This window comes from Collimonas humicola (genome assembly GCF_018304945.1).
GTDB classification, from domain to species: Bacteria; Pseudomonadota; Gammaproteobacteria; order Burkholderiales; family Burkholderiaceae_D; genus Collimonas; species Collimonas humicola.
This window is the reverse complement of record NZ_JAGQEE010000002.1, coordinates 336,071-361,760: the sequence shown is the minus strand read 5'-3', so window position 1 is coordinate 361,760 and position 25,690 is coordinate 336,071. Positions and strand designations below refer to the sequence as shown.

Annotated in this window: 22 protein-coding genes; 20 read left to right on the top strand and 2 right to left on the bottom strand. The window is 61.5% G+C overall.

The window, feature by feature from the left end; translation table 11 throughout:
* Positions 1-14: 14 nt before the first annotated feature.
* A complete protein-coding gene (locus KHU30_RS10345; RefSeq protein WP_211442566.1) occupies positions 15-1,082 on the bottom strand; it encodes an MBL fold metallo-hydrolase in 1,068 nt (355 codons plus the stop codon).
* 167 nt (positions 1,083-1,249) lie between these two features.
* Between KHU30_RS10345 and KHU30_RS10340 the strand changes: the two genes are divergently transcribed.
* The 4 genes from KHU30_RS10340 to KHU30_RS10325 all read left to right on the top strand — a co-directional run bounded on the left by KHU30_RS10340 (position 1,250) and on the right by KHU30_RS10325 (position 5,744).
* Entirely contained in the window at positions 1,250-1,405 is a 156-nt protein-coding gene (locus tag KHU30_RS10340; protein WP_211442565.1) for a hypothetical protein, read from the top strand.
* 456 nt (positions 1,406-1,861) lie between these two features.
* Positions 1,862-3,937: a ferritin-like protein gene (locus tag KHU30_RS10335; protein ID WP_211442564.1), complete on the top strand. Its 2,076-nt coding sequence runs from the start codon at positions 1,862-1,864 to the stop codon at positions 3,935-3,937.
* A gap of 44 nt (positions 3,938-3,981) precedes the next feature.
* The gene (gene bufB, locus KHU30_RS10330; protein WP_211442563.1) at positions 3,982-4,908 is read left to right on the top strand and encodes an MNIO family bufferin maturase; all 927 of its coding nucleotides are present in this window, start codon (positions 3,982-3,984) and stop codon (positions 4,906-4,908) included.
* Positions 4,905-5,744 carry an HvfC/BufC N-terminal domain-containing protein gene (locus KHU30_RS10325; RefSeq protein ID WP_211442562.1) on the top strand — a complete coding sequence of 280 codons (840 nt, stop codon included), beginning with the start codon at positions 4,905-4,907 and terminating at the stop codon, positions 5,742-5,744. Before bufB ends, KHU30_RS10325 begins: the two co-directional genes overlap by 4 nt.
* Before the next feature lie 56 nt (positions 5,745-5,800).
* On the opposite strand, the gene KHU30_RS10320 is transcribed toward KHU30_RS10325, so the two are convergent.
* On the bottom strand, positions 5,801-7,213 hold the full coding sequence (locus KHU30_RS10320; protein WP_211442561.1) for a heme-binding protein: 1,413 nt from the start codon (positions 7,211-7,213) through the stop codon (positions 5,801-5,803).
* Positions 7,214-7,639: 426 nt separating this feature from the next.
* Between KHU30_RS10320 and KHU30_RS10315 the strand changes: the two genes are divergently transcribed.
* The 16 genes from KHU30_RS10315 to bioD all read left to right on the top strand — a co-directional run bounded on the left by KHU30_RS10315 (position 7,640) and on the right by bioD (position 25,682).
* Positions 7,640-8,065, top strand: coding sequence for a MerR family transcriptional regulator (locus KHU30_RS10315; protein ID WP_211442797.1), 426 nt, complete (start codon positions 7,640-7,642; stop codon positions 8,063-8,065).
* Positions 8,066-8,132: 67 nt separating this feature from the next.
* Positions 8,133-9,317, top strand: a complete 1,185-nt coding sequence (locus KHU30_RS10310; RefSeq protein WP_211442560.1) for an isovaleryl-CoA dehydrogenase — start codon at positions 8,133-8,135, stop codon at positions 9,315-9,317.
* A 285-nt stretch (positions 9,318-9,602) separates the two neighbouring features.
* Entirely contained in the window at positions 9,603-10,544 is a 942-nt protein-coding gene (locus KHU30_RS10305) for a pyridoxal-phosphate dependent enzyme (RefSeq protein WP_211442559.1), read from the top strand.
* The gene (gene aceK / locus KHU30_RS10300) at positions 10,544-12,361 is read left to right on the top strand and encodes a bifunctional isocitrate dehydrogenase kinase/phosphatase (protein ID WP_211442796.1); all 1,818 of its coding nucleotides are present in this window, start codon (positions 10,544-10,546) and stop codon (positions 12,359-12,361) included. The genes KHU30_RS10305 and aceK overlap by 1 nt, the downstream gene beginning before the upstream one ends.
* 108 nt (positions 12,362-12,469) lie before the next feature.
* Positions 12,470-13,666, top strand: a complete 1,197-nt coding sequence (locus KHU30_RS10295; protein WP_211442558.1) for an acetyl-CoA C-acetyltransferase — start codon at positions 12,470-12,472, stop codon at positions 13,664-13,666.
* Positions 13,667-13,821: 155 nt separating this feature from the next.
* Complete coding sequence (locus KHU30_RS10290; protein ID WP_211442557.1) at positions 13,822-14,427, top strand: 2-hydroxychromene-2-carboxylate isomerase; 606 nt, start codon at positions 13,822-13,824, stop codon at positions 14,425-14,427.
* A complete protein-coding gene (locus KHU30_RS10285) occupies positions 14,424-14,825 on the top strand; it encodes a YchJ family protein (RefSeq protein WP_230427307.1) in 402 nt (133 codons plus the stop codon). Before KHU30_RS10290 ends, KHU30_RS10285 begins: the two co-directional genes overlap by 4 nt.
* A gap of 46 nt (positions 14,826-14,871) precedes the next feature.
* A complete protein-coding gene (locus KHU30_RS10280) occupies positions 14,872-16,566 on the top strand; it encodes an AMP-binding protein (protein WP_211442556.1) in 1,695 nt (564 codons plus the stop codon).
* Between the two features lie 65 nt (positions 16,567-16,631).
* Complete coding sequence (locus KHU30_RS10275) at positions 16,632-18,254, top strand: carboxyl transferase domain-containing protein (protein WP_211442555.1); 1,623 nt, start codon at positions 16,632-16,634, stop codon at positions 18,252-18,254.
* A 46-nt stretch (positions 18,255-18,300) separates the two neighbouring features.
* Positions 18,301-19,158: a hypothetical protein gene (locus KHU30_RS10270; RefSeq protein WP_211442554.1), complete on the top strand. Its 858-nt coding sequence runs from the start codon at positions 18,301-18,303 to the stop codon at positions 19,156-19,158.
* Positions 19,159-19,179: 21 nt separating this feature from the next.
* Positions 19,180-20,103 (top strand): alpha/beta hydrolase family protein, encoded by a 924-nt coding sequence (locus tag KHU30_RS10265; protein WP_211442553.1) that lies wholly within the window; start codon positions 19,180-19,182, stop codon positions 20,101-20,103.
* Between the two features lie 97 nt (positions 20,104-20,200).
* The gene (locus tag KHU30_RS10260; protein WP_211442552.1) at positions 20,201-20,986 is read left to right on the top strand and encodes an enoyl-CoA hydratase/isomerase family protein; all 786 of its coding nucleotides are present in this window, start codon (positions 20,201-20,203) and stop codon (positions 20,984-20,986) included.
* Positions 20,987-21,073: 87 nt separating this feature from the next.
* Positions 21,074-22,366, top strand: coding sequence for a cytochrome P450 (locus tag KHU30_RS10255; RefSeq protein ID WP_211442551.1), 1,293 nt, complete (start codon positions 21,074-21,076; stop codon positions 22,364-22,366).
* Complete coding sequence (gene bioF / locus KHU30_RS10250; RefSeq protein WP_211442550.1) at positions 22,351-23,559, top strand: 8-amino-7-oxononanoate synthase; 1,209 nt, start codon at positions 22,351-22,353, stop codon at positions 23,557-23,559. The genes KHU30_RS10255 and bioF overlap by 16 nt, the downstream gene beginning before the upstream one ends.
* Positions 23,552-24,946: an adenosylmethionine--8-amino-7-oxononanoate transaminase gene (bioA, locus tag KHU30_RS10245; RefSeq protein WP_230411123.1), complete on the top strand. Its 1,395-nt coding sequence runs from the start codon at positions 23,552-23,554 to the stop codon at positions 24,944-24,946. Before bioF ends, bioA begins: the two co-directional genes overlap by 8 nt.
* A complete protein-coding gene (bioD, locus tag KHU30_RS10240) occupies positions 24,939-25,682 on the top strand; it encodes a dethiobiotin synthase (RefSeq protein ID WP_211442549.1) in 744 nt (247 codons plus the stop codon). Before bioA ends, bioD begins: the two co-directional genes overlap by 8 nt.
* Positions 25,683-25,690: the final 8 nt, after the last annotated feature.

Genomic DNA, 25,690 nt, shown 5'->3' with positions numbered 1-25,690 from the left:
TGCGGTTATTTCATTCAGACCGCGCTGAAGCGGTAAACCTGGTCCGCATCCAGCCGCCGCTTCAGCACGCCGTCGAACCACAGCTTGTGCAGGTGCGCCAAAGCCTCGCCCAACGCGAAGGTCATCTGGTGGGCGTCTAGCGGCCGGCGGAACATGATGGGGACGATGTCGCTGGCCGATTGCGGCGCCGTCGTGCAAGCACTCACTACCTCTGCCAGCCTATCTTTATGATGCTGTTGCAACTGGTCGATGCGGATCTGCAGGCCGCGGAAGGGTTTGCCGTGGGACGGCAGCACCAGCGTTTCCGTGGGCAGGGCGCGGTATTTTTCCAATGAATCCATGTATTGCTGGACCGGATTGGATTCCGGTTCGATGGCAAATACCGAGACATTGGTGGAAATCCGCGGCAACACCATATCGCCGGAAACCAGCAATTCCAGGTCGCCGCAGTACAGCGACACATGCTCCGGCGCGTGGCCGAAACCGGTGATCACCTGCCATTGATGCTGGCCGATGCGCAAGCTTTGGCGGTCGGCCAGGCGGTGGTAGGCCTGCGGCACCGACGGCACCATGGACGGATAATAGGATTTGCGCTGGGACACCTTGGCGACGACTTCGGGATCGCACATGCCGTGCCGCTGGAAATGCGGCAAGGCGGCGCTGCCGTCGGCGCCAGGCAGGGCAGCCGACATGATGCGCGCTGAAAAATATTCGCCGCCGCTCATCCAGAGAGGCGCTTGCCAGCGCGTGCACAGCCAGTCGGCCAGGCCGACGTGGTCAGGATGGCAATGGGTCACCAGCACCCGCAGCACCGGCAGGCCGCGCAATTCCTTGATGAAAATCTCTTCCCAGGCGGCGCGCGTGGCGTCGCTGGCGATCCCGCAATCGATGATGGTCCAGCCATGGCGCACGCCGTCTTCGGTCGCTATGCTGTCTTCCAGCAGCCACAGATTGATGTGATCCAGGGCGAACGGCAAGCCCATGCGCAGCCAGCGTACGCCAGGCGCGACTTCCAGGGTGGCGCCGCTGGCCGGCAGCGTGTCGCCGAAGGCGTAGCTGAGCTGGGCTTCAAGTGGGTTCATGGGGTTTTCTTTCTGTTTTGGCAATGCCGTAAAGAGTTATAGAAAATGATTCTGGAAACAGGGGGGAATCAACAAGTTACAAACGGATGTGCCGTACATATCGGGATTATTTGCCGCAGAAGATGAGATTTTCTGTTTATCTCGTTATTGTAGGGACTTCCTGAGACTTGACGCCAGTTTTCAGCGGCAGCCCACCCGCGCCAGTCAATGCTGACTGTTCCGTGCGGGCTTTTTCACGTCTGAAGCATCAAGTGCGTCAAGAAATCAAACTGCCGCTCATCGGCGCCGCGATCAAAATCGCGACAACGGTGATCGGCGGTTGATCCTGCATTGCCTCCCTTAACCGCATCCCTCGCTTCGTCCCAGCTGTTGCAAGCAGATACCTGACTGACTTTTGCGATGCAAAGTCAATCAGGCATCTGCACGCCCCTTTACTCTTGATAAAGGTTTTTATCAAAAGCGAAAAGATGCATGAGACAACATTAAATAGTTGCCATGTTTAAATATTTGTATATATTTAAATAGTTTCTGGCGCGCAATTATTATTAATGCCTATTTGTCATCACGCTTGCAGTTCGCCGGCCTGAATGAAACATAAACTCAGATAGGTACATCGTGCATCTCAGCAATGGCAGCACCCGGTTGCAATACTCGCAGACCAGTTTGATTAACTTGTCGATCCAAGATCAATTGCTGCCTTTCCGGCACATCGACGCCAATTCCCAGGTCAAGGCTCAGTAACACCATTATCGCGATTCACGTACAAGAGGAGATCGATCATGACGAATACGGCCACTGCATTGCCGAGGCTCACTCCAGCGGAAAAAGCGCTGGTTCACAAATTCAATACGAACCCTGAGTGGACTCACGATACCTTGCTGGCGAAGCTGCAGTCGCTGTTGCAGGTGGCGATCAAGGTCGAATTGTCGACCATTCCAATTTATCTCTATAGCTATTATTCGCTCGACCGGACAGCCGGCAACGCGAATCCGCCGTCGGTGACGAATTATTCTGCGGCGGCATTGTTCGCCAATCAGGCGGGCGGGCGCATCATGAGCGTTGCGGTCGAAGAAATGCTGCATATGTCGCTGTCGAGCAATATTCTGTATTCGGTGGGGGGCTGTCCTCAGCTTTACCTGAATGCGCCCGGCAGTTATCCGACAAACTTGCTCGATCACGCCACAGATGGCCCCGATGGCAATCCCCTCCTCATCCCGTTGGCGCCATTCTCATTCGCGCAGCTTTGGCAATTTTTGGAGATCGAGTATCCCGAAACCTCCGACGCCATTCCCGAGGATGACAATTGGCAGACTCTGGGTCAGGTATACGCCTACATTCGCTGTCTGATCGCGTGCGATAAATTGGTCGATGCTGATTTCAACCACGGCGCCCGCGCGCAACAGATTCAGCCGAGCAATTACGCTTCCGGCAATATCGACGCCGTCTTTCCCGCGGCGAACTTCAACGCGTCCAACCCTCCTGCACAGGCGGGCTCGGCGGCAAGCCAGGCACGGTATGCCAATGCCTCGGACAGCCACGCAGGTCGCACCGAACTCTTGACGATTCAAGACAAGAAGAGCGCCCTGCACGCCATCGATACCGTGACTGAGCAAGGAGAAGGCAGCAACAGTACGCAGTGGGACGACTCGAAAAAGATGGAACTGTCGCACTACTACAAATTCCTCACTCTGCAATCGCAATTGCAGGGCTACCCCTCGGCTTCGCAGCCGCTGGCCGCACAGCCGGCCCCCCCAGCGGCGGCAGCGACGCAGTTTTCGGCCAGCGATCTGTCCGCCGTTGTCTTCCATTTCCCGAGCAATCCCAAGACGGCCGACTACCCAGCCTGCCTTCTGAAAAAGAACATCCATTACCCTGCCAACCCGCAGGACATCTCGAATTTTTGCAATGGCCTGTTCCAGTACATGTTGATCCTGAGCGAGACCATTTTTCTGGTACCTAGCCAGGAACAGAAGCGCTATTTCAACCAGGCGCTGCACCTCTCCATGATCTGGATTCTCGATAAGCTGGTCCAGCAAATGGCGAAGTTGTCGATCGATGGCGGTCAGTTCGCCGGAAAGAATCTTGCGCCGACATTCGAGAATTACAATTTAGGCACCCGCGACCAAGCGTATGCAAATCTGGTCGCGCTCGGCAATAAGATGGCTAGCAGCAGTCCCGGTTTCGCTTGGTTGTCGCAAGACTACATTACCAACAGCAAGGGAGTGTCCCTGCCTGACGTGAGCAGCTATTGGTCAAACGCGATACCCAACACCCCGCCGACGAACAACCCCTACGCCAATGTTCCCAAGTTTCCGGCCAGTCCGCCGGTGGGCGCCTTCGACCCCCACACGTGCATGGGGCTCAATAGCTGTAGGGGCCAGGACCGATTCGGCCCGGCGGGACACCCGAATCAGCAGGGCCAAATGGTGCAAAACGCTTGCGCCGGACAAGGTTATTGCTCCAGCACAGCCGACCACTCCTGTCGTGTGTTGAACAATTGCAAATACCAAGGCGGTTGCGGCCTTTATGGAGACGCCGAAGAACAGAATAACCCCGGTGGCAACGCCTGCCGGTCATTGGGTTCCTGTGCGACGCCGATCAACGCAGAACGCTTCAGCACTGACGGCCCGAACAAGGGGCAGGGCGTATGGTTGCGCGCGCGCCAAGTGTTCCTGGAAAAACGTTGGCCGGCGATCGCCAAGGCGAATGGGCTTGACCCCACCGCATTGCCGGCTCCGCCGCACCCGGAGCTGTTTGCCAACGGACCGACCTTTGCCTGGTTCACGGAGAGCGGTGTCGGCGTGACGGCATGTGGCTCCAGCGGCATGAGCGGAGCGGGTAGTTGCGCGGCCTAGCCCCACAACCGGCAAAGGGGGAAGACGCCGGCGCGTTGTCGCCCATGCCGCGACTTGGTCTTGGCCTCGGACTACGCAACGTCCACTTCGACCACATCCTCGCTGAGTGGCCGAAGGTCGATTGGTTCGAGGCCATCTCGGAGAATTTCATGGATTCCGGCGGACGACCGCGCGCTGTCCTGCGCCGGATCGCCGAACGCTATCCGATCGCGCTGCACGGCGTGTCGCTGTCGATAGGCAGCACCGATCCGCTGAACCGATCCTATCTCGCGCGCCTGCGCCAGCTGGCCGACGAAGTGTCGCCGCGCTGGGTCAGCGACCACTTGTGCTGGAGCGGCATGCAAGGCATCAACAGCCACGACCTGCTGCCGCTGCCTTTGAACCAGGACACGCTGGCGCACGTCATTGCGCGCGTGGCCCAGGCGCAGGAGTTGCTGGGCCGCCCCCTGGTTCTGGAAAATCCCAGCACCTATATGCGCTTTCGCGACTCGAGCATCGACGAGCCCGCGTTTCTCGGCGAACTGTGCCGCGCCACGGGTTGCTGGCTGCTGCTCGACGTCAACAACGTCTACGTCAGCTGTTTCAATGCCGGCACCGACCCATGGGACTACCTGGAGCGCTTTCCCTTCAAGCGCGTCGTGCAACTGCACCTGGCCGGCCATCAGCACTGCGGCACGCACATCGTCGACACCCACGACAGGCCGGTCTGCGACGCCGTATGGCAGCTGTTTCGCAAGGCTTGGCAGCGCAGCGGCGGCGCCGCCACTCTGCTCGAATGGGACGGCGACGTTCCGCCGTTCGAGCGTGTGCACGCGGAATTGATGCTGGCGCAAAAGGTGCTCCACGGCGACACCTCCACCTCGGCCATGCCGCCCTCGCAGTCGCAATCCGACACCGCGGAGGCCCTGTCCACGCCGGTGGATTTTCTCGTGCCCAGGATTATGGGCAGTAGCGCCCTGTACCCGCCATGACCCCAGCCCCGGACCGCCTGCAGCGGCTGCAGCACTGGATGCTCGATGCGCTGATTACCCCCGGCGACGTGGACGCCGCCGCCCTCGCCGCAGCCGTCTTGCCGGGCCCCAAGCTGTCGGCCTCGGGCTGCCTGGCGATCTATCAGCGCAGCTACATCCAGCGTCTGCGGACATGTCTGAAAGAGCAGTTTCCCGCAAGCTGCCATGCGATCGGGGCGCAGCTGTTCGCCGATTTCGCCGACGAGTACCTGCGCGACTGCCCATCCGAAAGCCATACGCTGTACGAACTGGGCAAGCGCTTCCCGCAATGGATCGAAGACAACCGCCCGGATCGCGGCGAGCCGGCCGAGCGGCGCGAGACCTGGATCGACTTCATGGTCGACCTGGCCGGGTACGAACGCGAGCTATACCGCCTGTTCGACGCCCCCGGCCATGAAGGGAAACTGTGGCCGGACACAACCGCCGACGACGAGGCCCTGGTCCTCCAGCCCTGTCTGGCCCTGGTCCGTCATGGCTACCCGGTCGCTTGGTACTACCACGAGGTGCGCGCGGAACGATCGCCGCCTTTTCCCGCCGCCCGGCCCTCCAATGCCGTGATCTTGCGCCGCGATTTCCTGACCCACACTTACCCCATCACACCCCAGCACCATCGTTTCCTCTCGCTGATGCAGCAGACGATGCACGTGCCGACTGCCCTGGAGCAGGTTGCCGCCGAAACCGGGCGCGATTTGGAAGAAGTCAAACGCTCGTGGCGCGATCAAGTGCGCGGGCCCTGGCTGGAAGCGGGATTCTTCGTCGAACGGTGGACGCTGGATGCGTCACATTCGGTGGTCTGACAATGCCTTAGGCCGCGCACCCGGTCCCCCGCGCAGGCGAGGACCGGGCTGCCGCATCAACTGCCCTTCACCTTGGTCAAGGTGTTGGCCGTCACGTGCGGGAAGGAAACGGTCTTACCGTTGATCGGAATCTGCAGCGTGATGGTCTGGCTGTATTGCAGCTGCGTGTAATTGTCGCTGCCGTCGAACGATTCGAGCCAATAGTTGAAATCATAGCGGCTGACGTTCGCATGCTGCTGCTCGTAGCCGATATTGGTGACCGCGCCAGTGCCGTTGGCCGTGCTCATGCTCAAGTGCAGGAAGTTGGTGCAAGGCCGCAGCAGGAGCGCATTGACCAGCACCTGGTTCGGATTGGCGGTCAGGCCGGGTTGCGGGTTGGTCACCGGATCATCCACCGTATACTGCACGGTGGGAATGCCTTGGGGCAAGGGCGAGACCGACGGAATCGGCGGTACCCCGAGTCCTGCATTGGCTTGGCTATATGCGCCCAAGGCCAGGATGGAATTGCCATGGGGTACCGACACCTGCTTGACCAGGTTGTATTGCTGGGTGGGCGGGACGCTATTCTTCACGAGCTGATTGCCCAAGCCGTCGCGGTCGCCGTTGCCGTAAGGGCCGAGCGGCTGGGCGGAATCGAGCAGCAAGAGCAGCGAACCGTTTTCGGCGTGGATCAACGCATCCTTGTTCGGCCCCTCGGCGAAATACACGCGCTGCTCATAGAACAGCGCATAGGCTACCTGCTGGCCGATTCCGCCGCGATTGGGCGCATTGCCGTGGATCGCGGTGAAGCTCAGTTCCTCATAGTAAGTGAAGTTCTTGAGAATGTAGCCGGTGGGCGAGCTTGGATCGACCTGGGGCAGGGGCATGACGTTGTAGGAAAACGGCGCTTGCGGGCCGCCCTGGTTCGAGCCTCCCAGATTCTGGTTGGTCCAAGTGCCGATCAGCTGGCTCAGCCCGCCGAGCTGGCTGGCGGGTACGGCGGGAGAGGTCTGCGCTGGATCGCGCGCGAGCGGCGTGCCGGTGTCCGGCGGTGTGTTCGTCGGATAGATGAATACATTCACGCTTCCTCTGTTGTCCCTCAAGCCGGCGCCGTATCGGCCGGTGAGATCATCGTTGATGCACAGGTCAAGCGCTCCGCCCGCTGCCGAAATGATCGCGTAAGGCCCGTTGCCGATCAGGAAAGGCGCCCCGCCGTTGAGGCGCCCGACCAGCGCACCCATTTGCACGCCCGTAATCGGATAGTTGGTCTGATCGTTCGGAACCAGCAAGTTGGGGCAGCCCGCCGCATCATACGGCTTGCCGCCATTGGTATCCGGATCCGCTGTCCACAAGCCGTTCTGGTAAGCGATCATGACCTCCACGAAGGGCGGTATCGTCACGCCCGTGCTCTGCCATGGCTGATTGGACAGAATCGTGAAGGCCTCGCTCTGGATGCTTGATGCACCTGCTTGTAACGCTGTGGTCGTCATGCGAGTCTCCCAGTGTTGAGCGTGGACAATCAAATGCTTGAATGCTCGCATGCTTGTTGAGTTATATCTACCTGTCATTCTTCACAGGGGGGGCAGCCACTCCCTGTTTCTATATTTCGGGGGCTGGGCAAAATTGGCGATTTTTGCAACTATGTGCACACTGTCCCGATTGCGAATGCCGCGTTCGGGCCAGTCGGTTTAGGACCGTCAACTCGCCGCGTTGCGTCAATTCCGGCCCGCCGCAATTTATCTCGGCAAAAATCTCGCCTTCTATGACAGTAATGCCAACTTCTGCGTCACTTTAGGAAAGCCAGTAGTTTTTCGGTGTTTTCATTTTCCGTCAGCGCGCCTACAATGTGCTTTACGTTAACGTTAACTGCCACTGTATCTAAACCAGTATTTTTGTTCCCTGATGACTTTCTGACCATGCCGACCTACACCATCACCGAACTAGCGCGCGAATTCGATATTACCCCGCGGGCGATCCGTTTCTATGAGGACCAGGGTTTGCTGAGCCCGAAGCGGGATGGCGCCGGCGGCCGCAACCGGGTGTATGCCGGGCGCGAGCGCACCCGCCTGAAACTGACCCTGCGCGGCAAGCGCCTGGGCCTGACGCTGTCGGAAATCAAGAGCCTGGTCGACATGTACGATTCGCCCAAGGATTCGGCGCCGCAGCTGGAATTGTTCCTGCAGGTGCTGGCCCGTCATCGCGAACACCTGGAGCAGCAGCGCGAAGACATCGAAGTCACGCTGGAAGAAATCACCGCCCATGAGGATGAATGCCGGCGCTTGCTGGACAGCGGCCAGTTGAGCGATCACGCTGTGCTGGCGGCTGCCGGCCACAAGGACTGAAATTGCTATTCCGTCATTACCACCGATTCCCGATTACACAACTTGCAAGAATAACGAAGGAGACAACATGATCCATTTACCAGGTTTGACGTTCGATCACGGCGAAGACATCGACGCTTTACGCAGCGCTATCCAGGAATTCGCCGCCGTGGAAATCGCCCCGCGCGCCGCCGAGATCGACCGCAGCGACCAGTTTCCCATGGACCTGTGGAAGAAAATGGGCGGCCTCGGCGTGCTCGGCATCACCGCGGAAGAAGAATACGGCGGCAGCGGCATGGGCTACCTGGCGCACATCATCGCCATGGAAGAAATCTCGCGCGCTTCGGCCTCGATCGGCTTGTCCTACGGCGCCCATTCGAACCTGTGCGTGAACCAGATCAAGCGCAATGGCAGTCCCGAGCAAAAAGCCAAATACCTGCCGAAGCTGATCTCCGGCGAACATGTCGGCGCGTTGGCGATGTCCGAGCCGAACGCCGGCTCCGATGTCGTCAGCATGAAGCTGCGCGCCGAACTCAAAGGCGACCACTATATCCTCAACGGCAGCAAGATGTGGATCACCAACGGCCCCGACGCCGATGTGCTGGTGGTGTACGCCAAGACCGATCTGGAAGCCGGCGCGCGCGGCATGACCGCTTTCCTGATCGAAAAGGGTTTCAAGGGCTTCAGCGTTGCGCAAAAGCTGGACAAGCTGGGCATGCGCGGTTCGCACACCGGCGAGCTGGTGTTCCAGGATTGCGAAGTGCCAGCCGAAAACGTGATGGGCGGCCTCGGCAAGGGCGTCAACGTCCTGATGTCCGGCCTGGATTACGAGCGCACCGTTCTGTCCGGCGGCCCGCTTGGCATCATGCAGGCGTGCCTGGATGTGGTGGTCCCTTACGTGCATGATCGCAAGCAGTTCGGCCAATCCATCGGCGAATTCCAGCTGATGCAGGGCAAGCTGGCCGATATGTATTCGACCATGATGGCTTGCAAGGCCTATGTATACGCGGTGGGCCAGGCCTGCGACCGCGCCACGTCGCCGGCTGCGGCCCGCGCCCTGCGCAAGGATGCCGCCGGCGCGATCCTGTATTCGGCGGAAAAAGCCACCTGGATGGCAGGCGAAGCGATCCAGGCGCTGGGCGGCAACGGCTACATCAACGAATATCCGGTGGGACGCCTGTGGCGCGACGCCAAGCTGTATGAAATCGGCGCCGGCACCAGCGAAATCCGCCGCATGCTGATCGGCCGGGAGTTGTTTGCGGAGACAATGTAACCAATTACGGGTTAAGTTTCAGTGAGCTCTAAGGATGCCGTCCAGGCGACCCCGCCTCGTCAGCCCGTCATCCCCGCGAACGCGGGGATCCAGGTTACGGATTTAAAATGGATTCCCGCGTTCGCGGGAATGATGGGGACGCCTAGTCGGGGACGCCTAGTTGGGGACGCCTAGTCCGGTTCGCCTGGACGGCGCAGGGATTCTCAATTTGCTCGTAAGCATATACCTTATGCAACTCCCGCTGATTGATGGCACAATTGAAAAAAAGGCAACAGCGTCAAGAACATGACTTCACTGCATATTCACACCGCATTACTGCGACATCCGCAACTCTCCGTCGCACTCGATAAGCAGGTGTTGCTGAAGATGGAAAACACCCAGCCGGCCGGCTCCTTCAAGCTGCGCGGCATCGGCCTGCTGTGCCAGCGCGCGGTTGCCGCCGGCGCCAGCTGCCTGGTGTGCCCGTCCGGCGGCAATGCCGGCTTTGCCGCTGCCTTCGCCGGCGCCGCGCTCGGCGTCAAGACCACCATCGTCGTCCCTGAAACCACTGCCGCCGCGGTCTGCCAGCGCATCCGCGACATCGGCGCCGAGGTGATCGTGCACGGCGCGGTCTGGGACGAAGCCAACCAGCTGGCGCTGCAACTGTGCGAGCAGCCCGGCAGTGTCTACATCCCGCCTTTCGACCATCCCGATATCTGGGACGGCAACGCCACCATGATAGACGAAGCGGTGCAGCAGGCGCGCGAGCAGGGCGTCGACTTCGACGTCGTCGTGTGCTCGGTGGGCGGCGGCGGCCTGATGAGCGGCGTGCTGAGCGGCCTGCATTGCAACGGTCTGGCGCACATCCCGCTGATTGCGGCGGAAACCGATGGCGCCGCCTCGCTCAACGCCGCGGTGCGCGCGGGCGAACTGGTGAGCCTGCCGGCGATTACCTCGATTGCATCGACCCTGGCCGCCAAGCGCGTAGCCGCCGAATGTTTCGCCTGGACCCAGCGCCATGAAGTCCACAGCGTGGTGGTCAGCGATGCCCAGGCAGTTTCGGCCGCGCTGCAGTTCGCCGACCAGATGCGCATCCTGGTGGAGCCGGCTTGCGGCGCGGCGCTGGCGGTGGCGTATGAGAACCTGCCGGTGCTGGCGCCTTACAAAAGGCCGCTGATCGTGGTCTGCGGCGGCATCGGCGTCAGCCTGGCGATGCTGGCTGGCTGGAAGGAACGGTTCTCGCTGTGATCACGTCTGGAAACTTTCCGAAATTATTGTCGTCGCAGATCGCTTTCGATACTGCGCGCATGATTTTGGACGGTTTCGACAAGCATTACCGTTTGTTCCGCGCGGCCAGCCAATTAGCCAAGCAGCATTTTGAAGACGCCGACTGGAAAACCGCCCAGCTGGCGGCGCGCGAACGCATCGGTTTCTACGATGCGCGGGTGCGCGAATGCGTGCAGGCGCTGGAAGACGAATACGACCAGGGCGACCTGACCGACGAAGTCTGGCGCGAAGTAAAGCTGCACTATATCGGCATGCTGACTTATCACAAGCAGCCCGAGCTGGCGGAAACCTTCTTCAATTCGGTCTGCTGCAACATCCTGCACCGCACCTATTTCCACAACGATTTCATCTTCGTGCGGCCGGCAGTGTCGACCGAATACATCGACACCGACGAAGCGCTGCCGACCTACCGCGTGTATTACCCGGCCAAGGACGGCCTGCACTATACGCTCAAGCGTTTAATTACCAATTTGCAGCTGCAGCGGCCGTTCGCCGACCTCGACCGCGACGTCGCGCTGGCCGAAGAGCGCATCCGCCAGGCCTTCGGCGACACGCCGCTGGAGCCGAACCACCAGATCCAGGTCTTGTCGAACGCGTTCTACCGCAACAAGGGCGCCTATGTGGTCGGCAAGATGATCAACGGCCCGCGCGAATATCCCTTCGTGGTGCCCATCCTGCACGACCGCGACGGCAAGCTGGCGCTGGACGCGGTGCTGTTCGACAGCAAGATCCTGACCATCCTGTTTTCCTTCACGCGCGCCTATTTCATGGTCGACATGGAAGTGCCGTCAGCCTACGTGCAGTTCCTGCGCAGCCTGCTGCCGAACAAGCCGCGCAGCGAGATCTACACCATCCTGGGTTTGCAAAAGCTCGGCAAGGCGCTGTTCTACCGCGATTTCCTGCGCCATCTGCGCCATTCCTCGGACCATTTCGAGATCGCTCCCGGCATCCGCGGACTGGTGATGGTGGTGTTCGCCTTGCCTTCGTTTCCCTATGTGTTCAAGGTCATCAAAGACTTTTTCCCGGCGCCGAAGGAAACCACCAATGCCCTGGTCAAGGAAAAATACCTGCTGGTCAAACATCATGACCGCGTCGGCCGCATGGCCGATACCCTGGAATACTCCAGCGTGGCCTTCCCGCGCGCGCGCTTCGCCGACGAACTGCTGGCCGAGCTGAAGCAGGTGGCGCCCTCGGTGGTGGAAGAAGACGGCGACGAGATCATCATCAAGCACCTGTATATAGAGCGGCGCATGGTGCCGCTGAATATCTACCTCAGCAACGCCGAGCAGAACGACGACCAGGCGGCGCTGGAACATGGCATTACCGAGTACGGCAACGCCATCAAGGAACTGGTCGCCGCGAATATCTTTCCGGGCGACATGCTGTACAAAAATTTTGGCGTGACGCGTCACAACCGTGTCGTGTTTTACGACTATGATGAGATTGAATACATTACCGACTGCAATTTCCGCGTGATCCCGCAGCCGCGCAATGAAGAAGATGAAATGTCGGCCGAACCCTGGTATGCGATCGCCAAAAACGATGTCTTTCCAGAACAGTTCGGAGTATTTCTTCTCGGAAATCCAAACGTGAAGAAGTACTTTATCAAGCATCATGCCGATTTGCTAACCCAGCAATATTGGCAGCAACGCAAGCAGCACATACAGGAAGGGCATTTCGACGATGTCTTTCCTTATCCGCAGGAATGCCGTTTCACCTATAAGCCCGGTAATCAGGCAACGCAAGCAGCAATACAGGCAGCAATACAGACACCGTAGTCAATCGCATTATTTTTAACCAACCAGGCAGCAAGGCCGTAAGCGGACAACGCGGATCAAAGTGGCAGCCGCAGCGGCCGACAAGTTGTCGTAATCTGGAGAAGCAACATGAATGACCCAATCGTTATCGTCGGTGCAGCACGTACTCCAATGGGTGCGTTTCAGGGTGATTTTGCGGCGTTGACCGCCAGCGACTTGGGCGCCGTGGCGATCAAGGCCGCGGTAGAGCGCGCCGGCCTGAAGCCGGAACAAGTCGACGCCGTGTTGTTCGGCAATGTGCTGCAGGCGGGCCAGGGCCAGGCGCCGGCGCGCCAGGCAACCATCAAGGCCGGCCTGCCGGTCGGCACCAATGCCGCCACCATCTCCAAGGTATGCGGTTCAGCCATGCAAGCGACCATGTTCGGTGTCGATTCCCTGCTGGCAGGGACTAACGAAGTCGTGGTCGCGGGCGGCATGGAATCGATGACCAATGCGCCTTACCTGATCCCGAAAGCGCGCGGCGGCTATCGCATCGGCCACGGCATGATTTTCGACCACATGATGCTGGACGGCCTGGAAGATGCCTATTCCAAGGGCGAAACCGGCGGCGGCCGTTCGATGGGTACTTTCGGCGAAGAATGCGCCGCCAAATACCATTTCAGCCGCGCCGACCAGGACGCCTTCGCCATCGCTTCGGTGCAGCGCGCCCAGGCCGCTACCGCCGACGGTTCCTTCAAATGGGAAATCGCCCCGGTGACAGTCGCCAGCCGTGCCGGCGAAGTGGTGATCGACAAGGATGAAGGCCCGCAAAAGGCCAAGATCGACAAGATCCCGTCGCTGCGCGCGGCGTTCAAGAAAGACGGCACCATCACCGCCGCTTCCTCGTCCTCGATCAACGATGGCGCCGCGGCGCTGGTGCTGATGCGCGAATCGACCGCCAAGAAACTCGGCTGCACGCCGATTGCCCGCATCCTCGGCCACGCCAGCCACTCGCAGGAACCGGAATGGTTCACCACCGCACCGGTCGGCGCGATTGAAAAGCTGTACAAGAAAGTCGGCTGGAAGAACAGCGACGTCGATCTGTATGAAGTCAATGAAGCGTTCGCCGTGGTGCCGATGGCCGCCATGAAAGAACACGACATCCCGCACGACAAGATCAACGTCCACGGCGGCGCTTGCGCCCTCGGCCATCCTATCGGCGCTTCCGGCGCGCGCATCATCGTCACGCTGCTGGGCGCGCTGAAGGCCAAGGGCCTCAAGCGCGGCGTCGCGTCGCTGTGCATCGGCGGCGGCGAAGGCACCGCGATTGCCGTTGAACTGGTCTGATAGTTCGCGCACGCAGGATGTAGTTCACGCAGCACGGTAGCAAGCAGCAAAAGATCAGCGTTTATTCGTGGCATTGCGTGGCATTGCCGCAGATTCACGCTGATCTTTGTTATTCGACTTCATGAATTGCGATTTAAACAATGAAGGTATAAAAGATGGCCGCAGCAATCGATTTCTACTTTGATTTTTCATCCCCCTACGGTTACTTCGCTGCCACCCGCATCGATGAACTGGCGGCGAAATACAAGCGCGATGTCGAATGGCATCCGATCCTGCTCGGCCCGGTGTTCAAGACCACCGGTTCGGTGCCTTTGCCGCAGGTGCCGATCAAGGGCGATTACTCGTTCCACGATTTCGAGCGCAGCGCGCGTTTCCATGGCATTCCCTACAGCCGCCCGAGCGCTTTCCCGATCTCGACCCAGGCTGCGGCGCGCGCCGTGCTGTGGGTGCGCGGCAAGCAAGGGGAGGACAAGGCCAGCAAATTCGCCAAGCAGATTTACCAGGCGTATTTTGTCGACGGCATCAATATCGGCGAACCGATGCACCTGCTGGAAGTCGGCCATCGCAGCGGCATCGACACCACCGGCCTGATGGACGGCATCAACAGCCTGCCGATCAAGAACCAGCTGAAAGCCGAAGTCGACCTGGCCATGGCGCGCGGCGTGTTCGGCTCGCCGTTCGTGATCGTCGACGGCGAAGCGTTCTGGGGTTTCGACCGTTTCGATCAGCTCGAAGCATTCATGCGGGATGGCAAGATTTGACAGCTGCAATCGTAGACTGCCCTTGCGGCGGCGGCAAATACGCGCAATGCTGCGGCCGCTATCACGCGGGCAAGGAAGCGGCGCCGACGGCGCTGGCGCTGATGCGCTCGCGCTATAGCGCCTATGTGATGGACAACGGCGCTTATCTGCAAGCGACCTGGCATGCCAGCAGCAGGCCGCAGGAGCCGGTCGCGGCGGAAGCCGGCTTGAAATGGCTGGGATTGGATGTGCGCAGGCACGAGGCGGAGGGCAACAGCGCAACGGTTGAATTTGTGGCGCGCTACAAGATCGATGGCCGCGCCCATCGCCTGCACGAGGTCAGCCGTTTTGTGCGTGAGCCTGATGCGGCGGGCGTATCGCGCTGGTTTTATGTCGATGGCAGTTTTCCCGAGAAATAATAAAACAAGCCCGGGAAATATAAGCAAGGCAAACAGGAGACAGATCATGACGCAATTGAATTCGAGCATGGCTCGCGGCAGCCAGGATACGCCGCTGATCGAGCAGACCATAGGCGCGTTTTTCGACGGCATGGCAGCGCAGGTTCCGGACAACGACGCGCTGGTGTCGCGCCATCAGAACATCCGTTTCAGCTACCGCCAGCTGCAGCATGAAGCGCGGCGCCTGGCCAGCGCCATGCTCAAGCTCGGCCTGCAGCCGGGCGACCGCGTCGGCATCTGGTCGCACAACAACGCCGAGTGGCTGCTGACGCAGCTGGCGACCGCCTATGCCGGCATCGTCCTGGTGAATATCAATCCGGCCTACCGCGTCAGCGAGCTGGAATATGCGCTCAACAATGTCGGCTGCAAAGCATTGATCTCGATGACCAGCTTCAAGACCAGCGACTACCTGGAAATGATACGCACCGTGGCGCCGGAGCTGGCGGCTGCACAACCGGGCGCTTTGCAGGCCGCGCGGCTGCCGACCCTGAAAACCGTGATCCAGCTCGGCAGCGATGCCGTGCCCGGCATGCTGCGTTTCGCCGACCTGATCGCCGGCGGCGATGCGGCCGACCCGCAGCTGGCGGCAATCGGCGCCGGCTTGCGCGCAACCGATCCGATCAATATCCAGTTCACCAGCGGCACCACAGGCTTTCCCAAGGGCGCGACGCTGACCCACCGCAATATCCTGAACAACGGCTTTTTCATCGGCGAAGCGATGAAGCTGACCGCCGCCGACCGCCTGTGCATCCCGGTGCCGCTGTATCACTGCTTCGGCATGGTGCTGGGCAATTTGGCCTGCCTGACGCACGGCGCAGCCATCGTCTATCCGAATGACGGTTTCGAGCCGCTCGCGGTGCTGCAGGCGGTGCAGGAAGAGCGCTGCACCGGCTTGCACGGCGTGCCGACCATGTTCATTGCCGAGCTCGACCATCCGCGCTTTGCCGAATTCGACTTGTCGACCTTGCGCACCGGGATCATGGCCGGCTCGCCCTGTCCGATCGAAGTGATGAAACGGGTGGTGCGCGACATGCACCTGGCGCAGATCACGATTGCCTACGGCATGACCGAAACCAGCCCTGTCAGCTGTCAAAGCATGACCGATACGCCGCTGGAGAAGCGGGTGTCGACGGTCGGCACGGTGCAGCCGCATCTGCAGGTAAAGATCATCGATCCGGAATCCGGCGCCATCATGCCTATCGGCAGTTCCGGCGAACTCTGCACGCACGGCTATTCGGTGATGCACGGCTACTGGGGCGATGCCGACAAGACGCGCGAAGCGATCGACGCCGAAGGCTGGATGCACACCGGCGACCTGGCCGTGATGGATGCGGAAGGCTACGTCAACATCGTCGGCCGCATGAAGGACATGGTGATACGCGGCGGCGAGAACATCTACCCGCGCGAGATAGAAGAATTCCTGTACCGCCACCCGGCTGTGCAGGATGTGCAGGTGGTCGGCGTGCCGGACCCGAAATACGGCGAGGAATTGTGCGCCTGGATCATCCTGCGTCCCGGCCAGAGTGCGGATGAACAAGCCATACGCGATTTTTGCCAGGGACAGATCGCTTACTACAAGGTGCCGCGCTACATCCGCTTCGTCGCGGCTTTCCCAATGACCGTCACCGGCAAGATACAGAAATTCAAGATCCGCGAAGCGATGAAGGACGAGCTGCATCTCAACGATATCCGCACCGCATGAGCACAGCCTGAGCACCGTATTCCACGACAACATCAGAGACACCAGATTTATAAAAGGACATTGCAATGCCCCAGTTAGAAAGCAAGCTGAATCCACGCAGCGAAGAATTCCAGCAAAACGCCAGCGCCCTCAACCTGCTGGTCGACGACCTGCGCCAGAAAGTCGCGCAGATCGCTGAAGGCGGCGGCGAGGCGGCGCGCAGCAAGCATGTGGCGCGCGGCAAATTGCTGCCGCGCGACCGGGTGCAGATGCTGCTCGATCCCGGCACGCCCTTCATGGAGTTTTCCCAGCTGGCCGCCTACCACGTCTACAAGGACAAGGACGGCAGCGACGCCGCGCCGGCCGCCGGCGTGATCACCGGCATCGGCCGCATCGCCGGCCAGGAATGCGTGGTGGTGTGCAATGACGCCACGGTCAAGGGGGGCACTTACTATCCGCTCAGCGTCAAGAAGCACTTGCGGGCGCAGGAAATCGCCGAGCAGAACAACCTGCCTTGCATCTACCTGGTCGACAGCGGCGGCGCCAACCTGCCCAACCAGGACGAAGTCTTCCCCGACCGCGACCATTTCGGCCGCATCTTCTACAACCAGGCCAACCTGTCAGCCAAAGGGATTCCGCAGATCGCCGTGGTGATGGGTTCGTGCACCGCCGGCGGCGCCTATGTGCCGGCGATGAGCGACGAATCGATCATCGTCAAGAACCAGGGCACGATTTTCCTGGCCGGACCGCCGCTGGTGAAAGCGGCCACCGGTGAAGTCGTCAGCGCCGAAGACCTGGGCGGCGGCGATGTCCACACCCGCCTGTCCGGCGTGGCCGATCACCTGGCGCAGAACGATATGCACGCGCTGTCGCTGGCGCGCACCATCGTCTCCAACCTGAACCGGCAAAAGCCGCAGGGCCCGCTGCTGCGCCCGGTGGTGGAGCCGAAATATCCGGCGCACGAACTGTACGGCGTGATTCCGGTCGACACCCGCAAGCCTTTCGACGTGCGCGAAGTGATCGCGCGCGTGGTCGACGGCAGCGAATTCGATGAATTCAAGGCGCGCTACGGCACTACGCTGATCTGCGGCTTCGCGCACATCTACGGCATGCCGGTCGGCATCATCGCCAACAACGGCATCCTGTTTTCCGAAGCGGCCCTGAAGGGCACGCACTTCATCGAACTCTGCTCCCAGCGCAAGATTCCGCTGGTGTTCCTGCAAAACATCACCGGCTTCATGGTCGGCCGCCGCTACGAAAACGAAGGCATCGCCCGCAACGGCGCCAAGATGGTGACCGCGGTGGCGACCACTTCCGTGCCGAAGCTGACCGTGATCATCGGCGGCAGCTTCGGCGCCGGCAACTACGGCATGTGCGGCCGCGCCTACTCGCCGCGCTTCCTGTGGATGTGGCCTAACGCCCGCATTTCAGTGATGGGCGGCGAGCAGGCCGCTGGCGTGCTGGCTACCGTCAAGCGCGACGGCATCGAAGGCAAGGGCGGCAGCTGGAGCGCCGAGGAGGAAGAAGCATTCAAGAAGCCGATCCGCGACCAGTACGAGCACCAGGGCCATCCGTATTACGCTTCGGCGCGCCTGTGGGACGACGGCGTGATCGATCCGGCCGATACGCGCCGGGTATTGGGCCTGGGTTTGAGCGCCGCTTTGAATGCGCCGATCGCAGACACCAGGTTCGGTGTGTTCCGGATGTAAATGGCCGGCAAATTAGTCAGCAAATAAAACAGGGATAAAAATAAACATGCGCAAAATTGTCAAGAAGCCTTATCTGGTTCCGGCACTCGTCTGCCTGCTGGCAAATGCCTTTGTGCCGACGGCAGCACAGGCGCGCAATACCAAGATGCTGATGCCGCTGAGCGAGGCCGTTTCGCAGCGCGCGGTGCAGCAGGCGCTCGGCAGCGATCTGTCGATCGGTTTCGGCTCTGCCGTGCCGGACGGCGCGGCCGTGCTGTCGCAAGAGGTTTTCGCCAGGGGAGAGGCCAAGCCCAACTACCGCACCATCTCCACCGACGATGCCGCGGTCTGCAGAATGGCTTTGCAAAATGCCGTGATCGATCTGGCCAAGCAGGCACGCAGCAACGGCGCCAATGCCGTGGTCGGGATCGTCAGTTTCTACGACCATCTGACGGTCATGGATAGCACCACCCAGTATGAATGTCATGCCGGCATGACGCGCTCGGTGGTCGATCTCAAGGCCAAGCTGGCCAAGGTTGAGCGCGGTTACGGTGGCAATGCGGTAGCGGCGCCGCCGCGGCTGATGCCGCCGGCGTCCGGCTACGCTGATATCAACGACGTGCAGCAAGTGCCGTTCCTGGACCAGCGTGGCCGCGAGGTATACCAGCTGTGGCTGACCAGGACCGGTCCGCGCGCTTTTGTGGTGGCGGAGGACGGCTTCGTGTGGCAATCCTGGGGCACGCCGCCTGACCCGAGCGTGTCACGGGATCCGGCCCTGCGGGCTTTGCAGAACTGCTATAACCACGGTGCTAAAAACTGCCAGTTGTACGCGGTCGATAACGCCGTGGTGTATCACCCTGGCGCGGCGGCAAGCCAGTTGCAGCAACCGAACGCGCCGGCCAGCCGCGCTCTGCAAGGCGAATGACAGGCAAACGATTGAATGATCATGGATAAATCCATACGCTCACAAAGCCGGCGGACCGCGTCTTTTGCCGCGGTTTGCGCGGGCCTGTGCCTGTGCGTCTGGTTTAGCCACGCTGCGGGACAGCCGCTGGCGCAGGATCTGAATGAAACCGTCGCCAGGCTGCCGGTGACGGTCAAGAATTTCTACGGCCGCAGCGTCAGCGGCGACATCATCGTCACGCAATTCAAGCCGGCCGGCGCCGGGCCTTTCCCGCTGGCGATCATCAATCACGGCCGCAGCGCTACCGACCGCTCCAAGCCGCCTCGTTTCCGCTATACGCAGCAGGTGCGTTTCTTCACCGAGCGCGGCTTTGCCGTGTTCGTGCCGACCCGGCTTGGCTATGGCGATACCGGCGTCGACCCTGATCCGGAGGAAAGCGGCGGCTGCAACCAGAAGGACTATGCGCCGATGGCCGCGGCAGCCAGTGAGGAAGTGCTGGCAGTACTCGACTACGCCAGGCGCCAGCCATACGTCAATCCCGAGCGCGTGCTGCTGGTCGGTCAATCGGTAGGCGGTTTTACCACCACCGCGACGGCTGCCCGCATGCCGCCGGGCCTGGTGGCGGCGATCAATTTTGCCGGCGGCGCCGGCGGCGACCCGGACAAGCATCCCGGCGTGCCTTGCCAGGGAGGCAAGCTGGAGAGCATGTATGCCGAATTCGGCAAGACCAGCAAGGCGCCGATGCTGTGGGTCTACACCGAGAACGACTTGTTCTTCGGGCCGCAATACAGCCAGCAGTGGCATACGGCCTTCGTCAAGGCGGGCGGCCAGGCCGAATACAAATTGCTGCCGCCATTCGGCAAGAACGGACATTTCCTGTTCTCCTCCGGGACCAAGGTCTGGGCGCCGGTGGTGGCCGCCTTCCTGGACCGGGTAGGGTTTGCCGCGGAGCCGGCGGGTAAATGATGCAGAGATATTTTGCCGTACCGGTTGCTTGCGATGCAGGTCCGGAAGGCGTTTTTATTTATTGGGCTGTAGCGATTCAGCCAACGGAGATCAAACAGTGACTTATCAGACTTTAGCAGTACAACAGGCAGGGCAGGTTGCCACCATCGTGCTCAACCGGCCGGAAGTGCGTAACGCCTTCAATGAAACCATGATTGCCGAGATTACCCATGCCTTCCTGGAACTGGGGCGCAGCGAGCAGGTGCGGGCGATCATGCTGGCGGCGGACGGTCCGGCATTCTGCGCCGGCGGCGACCTCAACTGGATGAAGGCGATGGCGGATTACACGCCGGAGCAGAACCGTGCCGACGCGGCACAGCTGGCAAGCATGCTGCGCACTATTTACCAATGCCCCAAGCCCGTAGTTGCTCGGGTGCAAGGCGACTGCTACGCCGGCGGCCTCGGACTGGTTGCCGCCTGTGATATCGTGGTGGCCGTCGAAACAGCGCAGTTTTGCCTGTCGGAAGTGAAAATCGGCCTGATCCCGGCGACCATTTCGCCTTATGTCATCAAGTCCATCGGCGAGTCGGCCGCGCGCCGTTACTTTATTACCGCCGAACGCTTCTCCGCCGAGACCGCCCAGCGCCTCGGCCTGGTGCATGAAGTCAGCACGGCGGAAAAACTCGATGACAACGTCAACCTGCTGCTCAAGGCCTTGTTGGCGGCAAGTCCGAACGCGGTCAGCGAAGCCAAGCGCCTGGTGCGCGCGATTGCCGGGCAGCCGCTGAGCGAAACCATGATCGCCGACACCGTCGAAGAGATTGCGAGAATCCGTGCTTCCGCCGAAGGGCGGGAGGGCGTACGCGCCTTCCTGGAGAAGCGTAAACCGTCCTGGCTGCAGTGATTGCGGCGCGATCACATACAATCTCGTCCTTGCACTGGCGATTTTGAGGAAGCAAGTGCCAGGAAAGAGATTAAATGCGGATGACAAATGATTAACGAAGCTTTTTTGCAAGATCCCTATCCCGCCTACCACGCCCTGCGTGCCGAGGGCGCGCTGCATTGGAGCCCGGAATTTTGCGGCGGCGCCTGGCTGCTGACCGGCCACGCCGATGTCGCCGGCGTGCTGCGCGATCCGCGCTTCTCGGTGCGCCGCGCCGGCGGCTGGGCCAACAGCAGCGGGCCGGAGGCGCTGACCGAGCTGCGCGAATTCAAGCGCATCTTTTCGCGCTCGCTGCTGTTCGTCGACGCCCCGCAGCACACCCGCCTGCGGCAGGTGATGAATGCCGGCTTCAAGCCGGCGGCATTGCAAGAACTGGCGCCACAGATACAAACCATTGTCGACCGTTTGCTGGATCAGGTACTGGCAAAAGCTGCCGCCACGCCATCCGGGCAGTTTGCGCAGTTTGATTTTATGCGCGATTTTGCCCGTCCGCTGCCAGCCCTGGTAATCGCCGGCATGCTCGGCATCGCCGCCGAAGACCGCAGCGAATTCGTCGCCTGGTCCGACGATATCGCGGCCTTCATCGGCAGCCCGACGCCGACCCTGGAGATTGCCCGCGCGGCGCAGGTCAGCCTGATCGCGATGAACGAGTATTTCCGCCAGCTGCTGCCGCAACGGCGCGCGGCCCTGGGCGACGACCTGATGAGCCAGCTGATCCGCGCGGAAGCGACGGGCGGCATCATCACCACCAAGGAATTGCTGGCGCAATGCTGCACCCTGCTGTTCGCCGGCCATGAAACCACCCGCAACCTGCTCGGCAACGGCATGCTGGCGCTGCTGCAGCATCCTCGGCAATGGCAAGCGCTGCAAGCCGATCCGGCGCTGCTGCCGTCGGCGCTGAAGGAATTGCTGCGGTTCGACAGCCCGGTGCAATACACCGGCCGCCGCCTCAAGGTCGACGTCGAGATGCATGGCAAGATAATGAAAAAGGGCGACCTGGTGATCCCGCTGATCGGCGCCGCCAACCGCGATCCGGCCAAGTTCAGCGAGCCGGACCGGCTCGACATCCGGCGCAACGAGGGCGCCCATCTGTCCTTCGGCTACGGCCCGCATGTCTGCATCGGCGCCACGCTGACTTACCTGGAAGCGGAAATCGCCATGCGCAGCGTGATGCGGCGCTTGCCGCAGTTGCGGCTGGCCGGCGCCACGCAGTCGTGGGGCGGCAATGCCGTCTACCGCAGCCTGAACGCCTTGCCCTTGCAATTCGCGCATCCAGCGCAGGCGGCAAGTACGCCGGCAGTGGAAGCCGAAGTGAAAGCCAGTCCATGCCTGAGCTGCTGAACCAGATCCGCGCCCAGCTGGATGCGCTGCAAGAGCAAAAGCTGCTGCGCAAGCGCCGCATCGTCGACGGTCCGCAGGGGCCCTTGCTGGAGGTCGACGGCCGCCAGTACCTGGCTTTCTGCAATAACGATTATCTCGGCCTGGCCAATCATCCCGCCCTGCATGCGGCGGCACAGGCGGGGCTGGACAAGTACGGCGTCGGCGCCAGCGCGTCGGCGCTGATCAGCGGCCATACCAGCGTGGTGGAAGAGCTGGAGGAGGCGCTGGCCGATTTCGTCGGCATGCCGCGCGCGCTGCATTTCTCCACCGGCTACATGGCCAATATGGGAACCATCCCGGCGCTGGTCGGCGCCGGCGACATCGTGTTTTCGGACAGGCTGAACCACGCTTGCCTGATCGACGGCGCCCGCCTGTCCGGCGCCCAGTTCCGTGTTTATCCGCACAACGATGTGGCGCGGCTGGAACAGCTGCTGGCAAAGAGCGCGCATCCGCGCAAGCTGGTGGTTACCGACGCCATTTTCAGCATGGACGGCGACATCGCACCGCTGCCTGAACTGCTGGCCCTGTGCGAGAAATACGACGCCTGGCTGCTGGTCGACGACGCCCACGGCTTCGGCGTGCTGGGGCCGCAAGGGCGCGGCAGCGTCGCCCATTTCGGCCTGAAGTCGCAACGCATCGTGTACATGGGGACGCTGGGCAAGGCTGCCGGCGTGGCCGGCGCCTTTGTCGCCGGCGACGCGACCTTGATAGAATGGCTGCTGCAGCGCGCCCGTACTTATGTCTTCACGACCGCCAGTCCGCCGCTGCTGGCCAGCGCCTTGCTGGCGGCAGTCCGGCTGATGCAGACGGAAGACTGGCGGCAGCAGCATCTGCAGCAGCTGATCGCGCGCTTGCGCAACGGCCTGGCCAGCTTGCCATGGCCATTGCTGCCGTCGGCAACGGCGGTGCAAGCCATGATCGTAAAAGACAACCAGCTTGCGCTGGACTTGATGGAAGGCTTGCGCGGGCAGGGCATCTGGGTGCCGGCGATCCGGCCGCCCACCGTGCCGAAAGATACGGCGCGCCTGCGCATCTCGCTGTCGGCGGCGCACAGTAACGAACAAGTAGATCAATTGATCAGCGCATTGCATGTGCTGGCAAAGCAACATGCCGGCGCTGATGCGGGCGGCATGGCAAGGAATACCGTTGAATAAAAATATACCTGCGCATATACCTGTACCCAAGCCGGACCTGGTCCGGCGCAGCCTGGACAGCGTCTGGCATCCGTGCACGCAAATGCAGCACCATGAATCGGTGCCGCTGATCCCGGTCAGCCGCGGCCGCGGCGCCTGGCTTTACGACACCGACGGCAAGCGCTACCTCGATGCGATCAGCTCCTGGTGGGTCAATCTGTTTGGCCATGCCAATCCACGCATCAATGCCGCCCTGAAGGACCAGCTCGACCAGCTGGAACATGCGATGCTGGCCGGCTTTACCCATGAACCGGTGGTGCAGCTGTCGGAACAGCTGGCGGCGCGCACCGGCCATGTGCTGGGGCATTGCTTCTATGCCTCGGACGGCGCTTCGGCGGTCGAGATTGCGTTGAAGATGAGTTTCCACGCCTGGCGCAATGCCGGCTACGGCGACAAGCAGGAATTCGTCTGCCTCAAGGGCAGCTACCACGGCGAAACCATCGGCGCGCTGGCAGTCACCGACGTGCCGCTTTTCCGCGACGCCTACGGCCCCCTGCTGCGGCAGGCGCATGTGGTGGCCTCGCCCGATGCGCGCGCCGCGCGTGACGGCGAAAGCGCCGCCGACGTCGCCCATCGCGCCGCCGCGGTGCTGGAAAAATTGCTGCAGCAGCGCTCCAGCCACATCGCCGCCGTCATCATCGAGCCGCTGGTGCAATGCGCCACCGGCATGGCGATGCACGACCCGGTTTACCTGCGCGAGCTGCGCGCCTTGTGCGACCGCTACAAAGTGCACCTGATCTTTGACGAGATCGCGGTCGGCTGCGGCCGCACCGGTACTTTCTTCGCTTCCGAACAGGCCGCGCTGCCTGGCGAAACACCGGGTATGCCACCATTGTGGCCGGATTTCCTCTGCCTGTCGAAAGGCATCAGCGGCGGTTACCTGCCCTTGTCGCTGGTGATGACGCGCGATGAAATCTACCAGGCCTTCTACGACAGCGACGTGGCGCGCGGCTTCCTGCATTCGCATTCCTACACCGGCAACCCGCTGGCCTGCCGCGCCGCCCTGGCGACGCTGGCGATCTTCGAGGAAGACGACGTGCTCAACGCCAACCGCCTGCGCGCGCAAAAGATCACGGCAGCATTGGCGCCTTTGGCGCAGCATCCGAAAGTAAAGCACTTCCGCCAGCGCGGCATGATCTGGGCTTTCGACGCCGTGATCGACAGCAAGGCGCATGCAGCCACATTTTCGCGGCGCTTTTTCAGCAGCGCGGTGGAACATGAATTGCTGATGCGGCCGATCGGCAAGACCGTCTACCTGATGCCGCCGTATATCCTGGACGACGAAGAAATCGCCTTGCTGGGCGCGCGCACCGCCGCCGTTTTTGAAAGCGTGATCGCTCATGAATAACGTCGCCGGCAAGCAGGAAAAAGCCGCCTGGTTCATCGCCGGCACCGATACTGAAATCGGCAAGACGCTGATCGCCAGCGCTATGTTGCACGCGCTGACAAAAACCGGCGTGCGCAGCGTCGGCATGAAGCCGGTGGCCGCCGGCGCCGTATTGCGCGACGGCGTCTGGCATAACGACGATGCCGATATCCTGGCGGCGGAAGCCAGCGTGGCGCTGCCGCAGGAACTGACCACGCCGTTTCTGCTGCAGCAGCCGACCGCGCCGCATATCGCCGCGGCGCGAGAGAACCGGACCATCGAAGTCGCGCATATCCTGTCGTGTTACCGACAGCTGGCCGAGCAGGCCGATGCGCTGGTGGTCGAAGGCGTCGGCGGCTTCCGCGTGCCGCTCAACGAGCGCGAAGACACCGCCGACCTGGCGCAGCAGCTTGGCTTGCCGGTGGTGCTGGTGGTCGGCTTGCGGCTGGGCTGCATCAACCACGCCATGCTGACGGTGGAAGCGATCGCCGCGCGCGGCTTGCGCCTGGCCGGCTGGGTCGCCAACACCGCCGATCCTCATATGCTCAACGGCGACGCCAATATCGCCGCGCTCAGCAGCCGCATTCAAGCGCCGCTGCTGGGCCACGTGCCGCGCATGGATGCCTTGCCGGCCAAGGCGCTGACCGCGGCGGCGGCCAGCCATTTGAATTTTTCCAGTTTGCCGGGATGGCCTGAGCCAGCCGGCAATCGTTCTTAATAAACCTA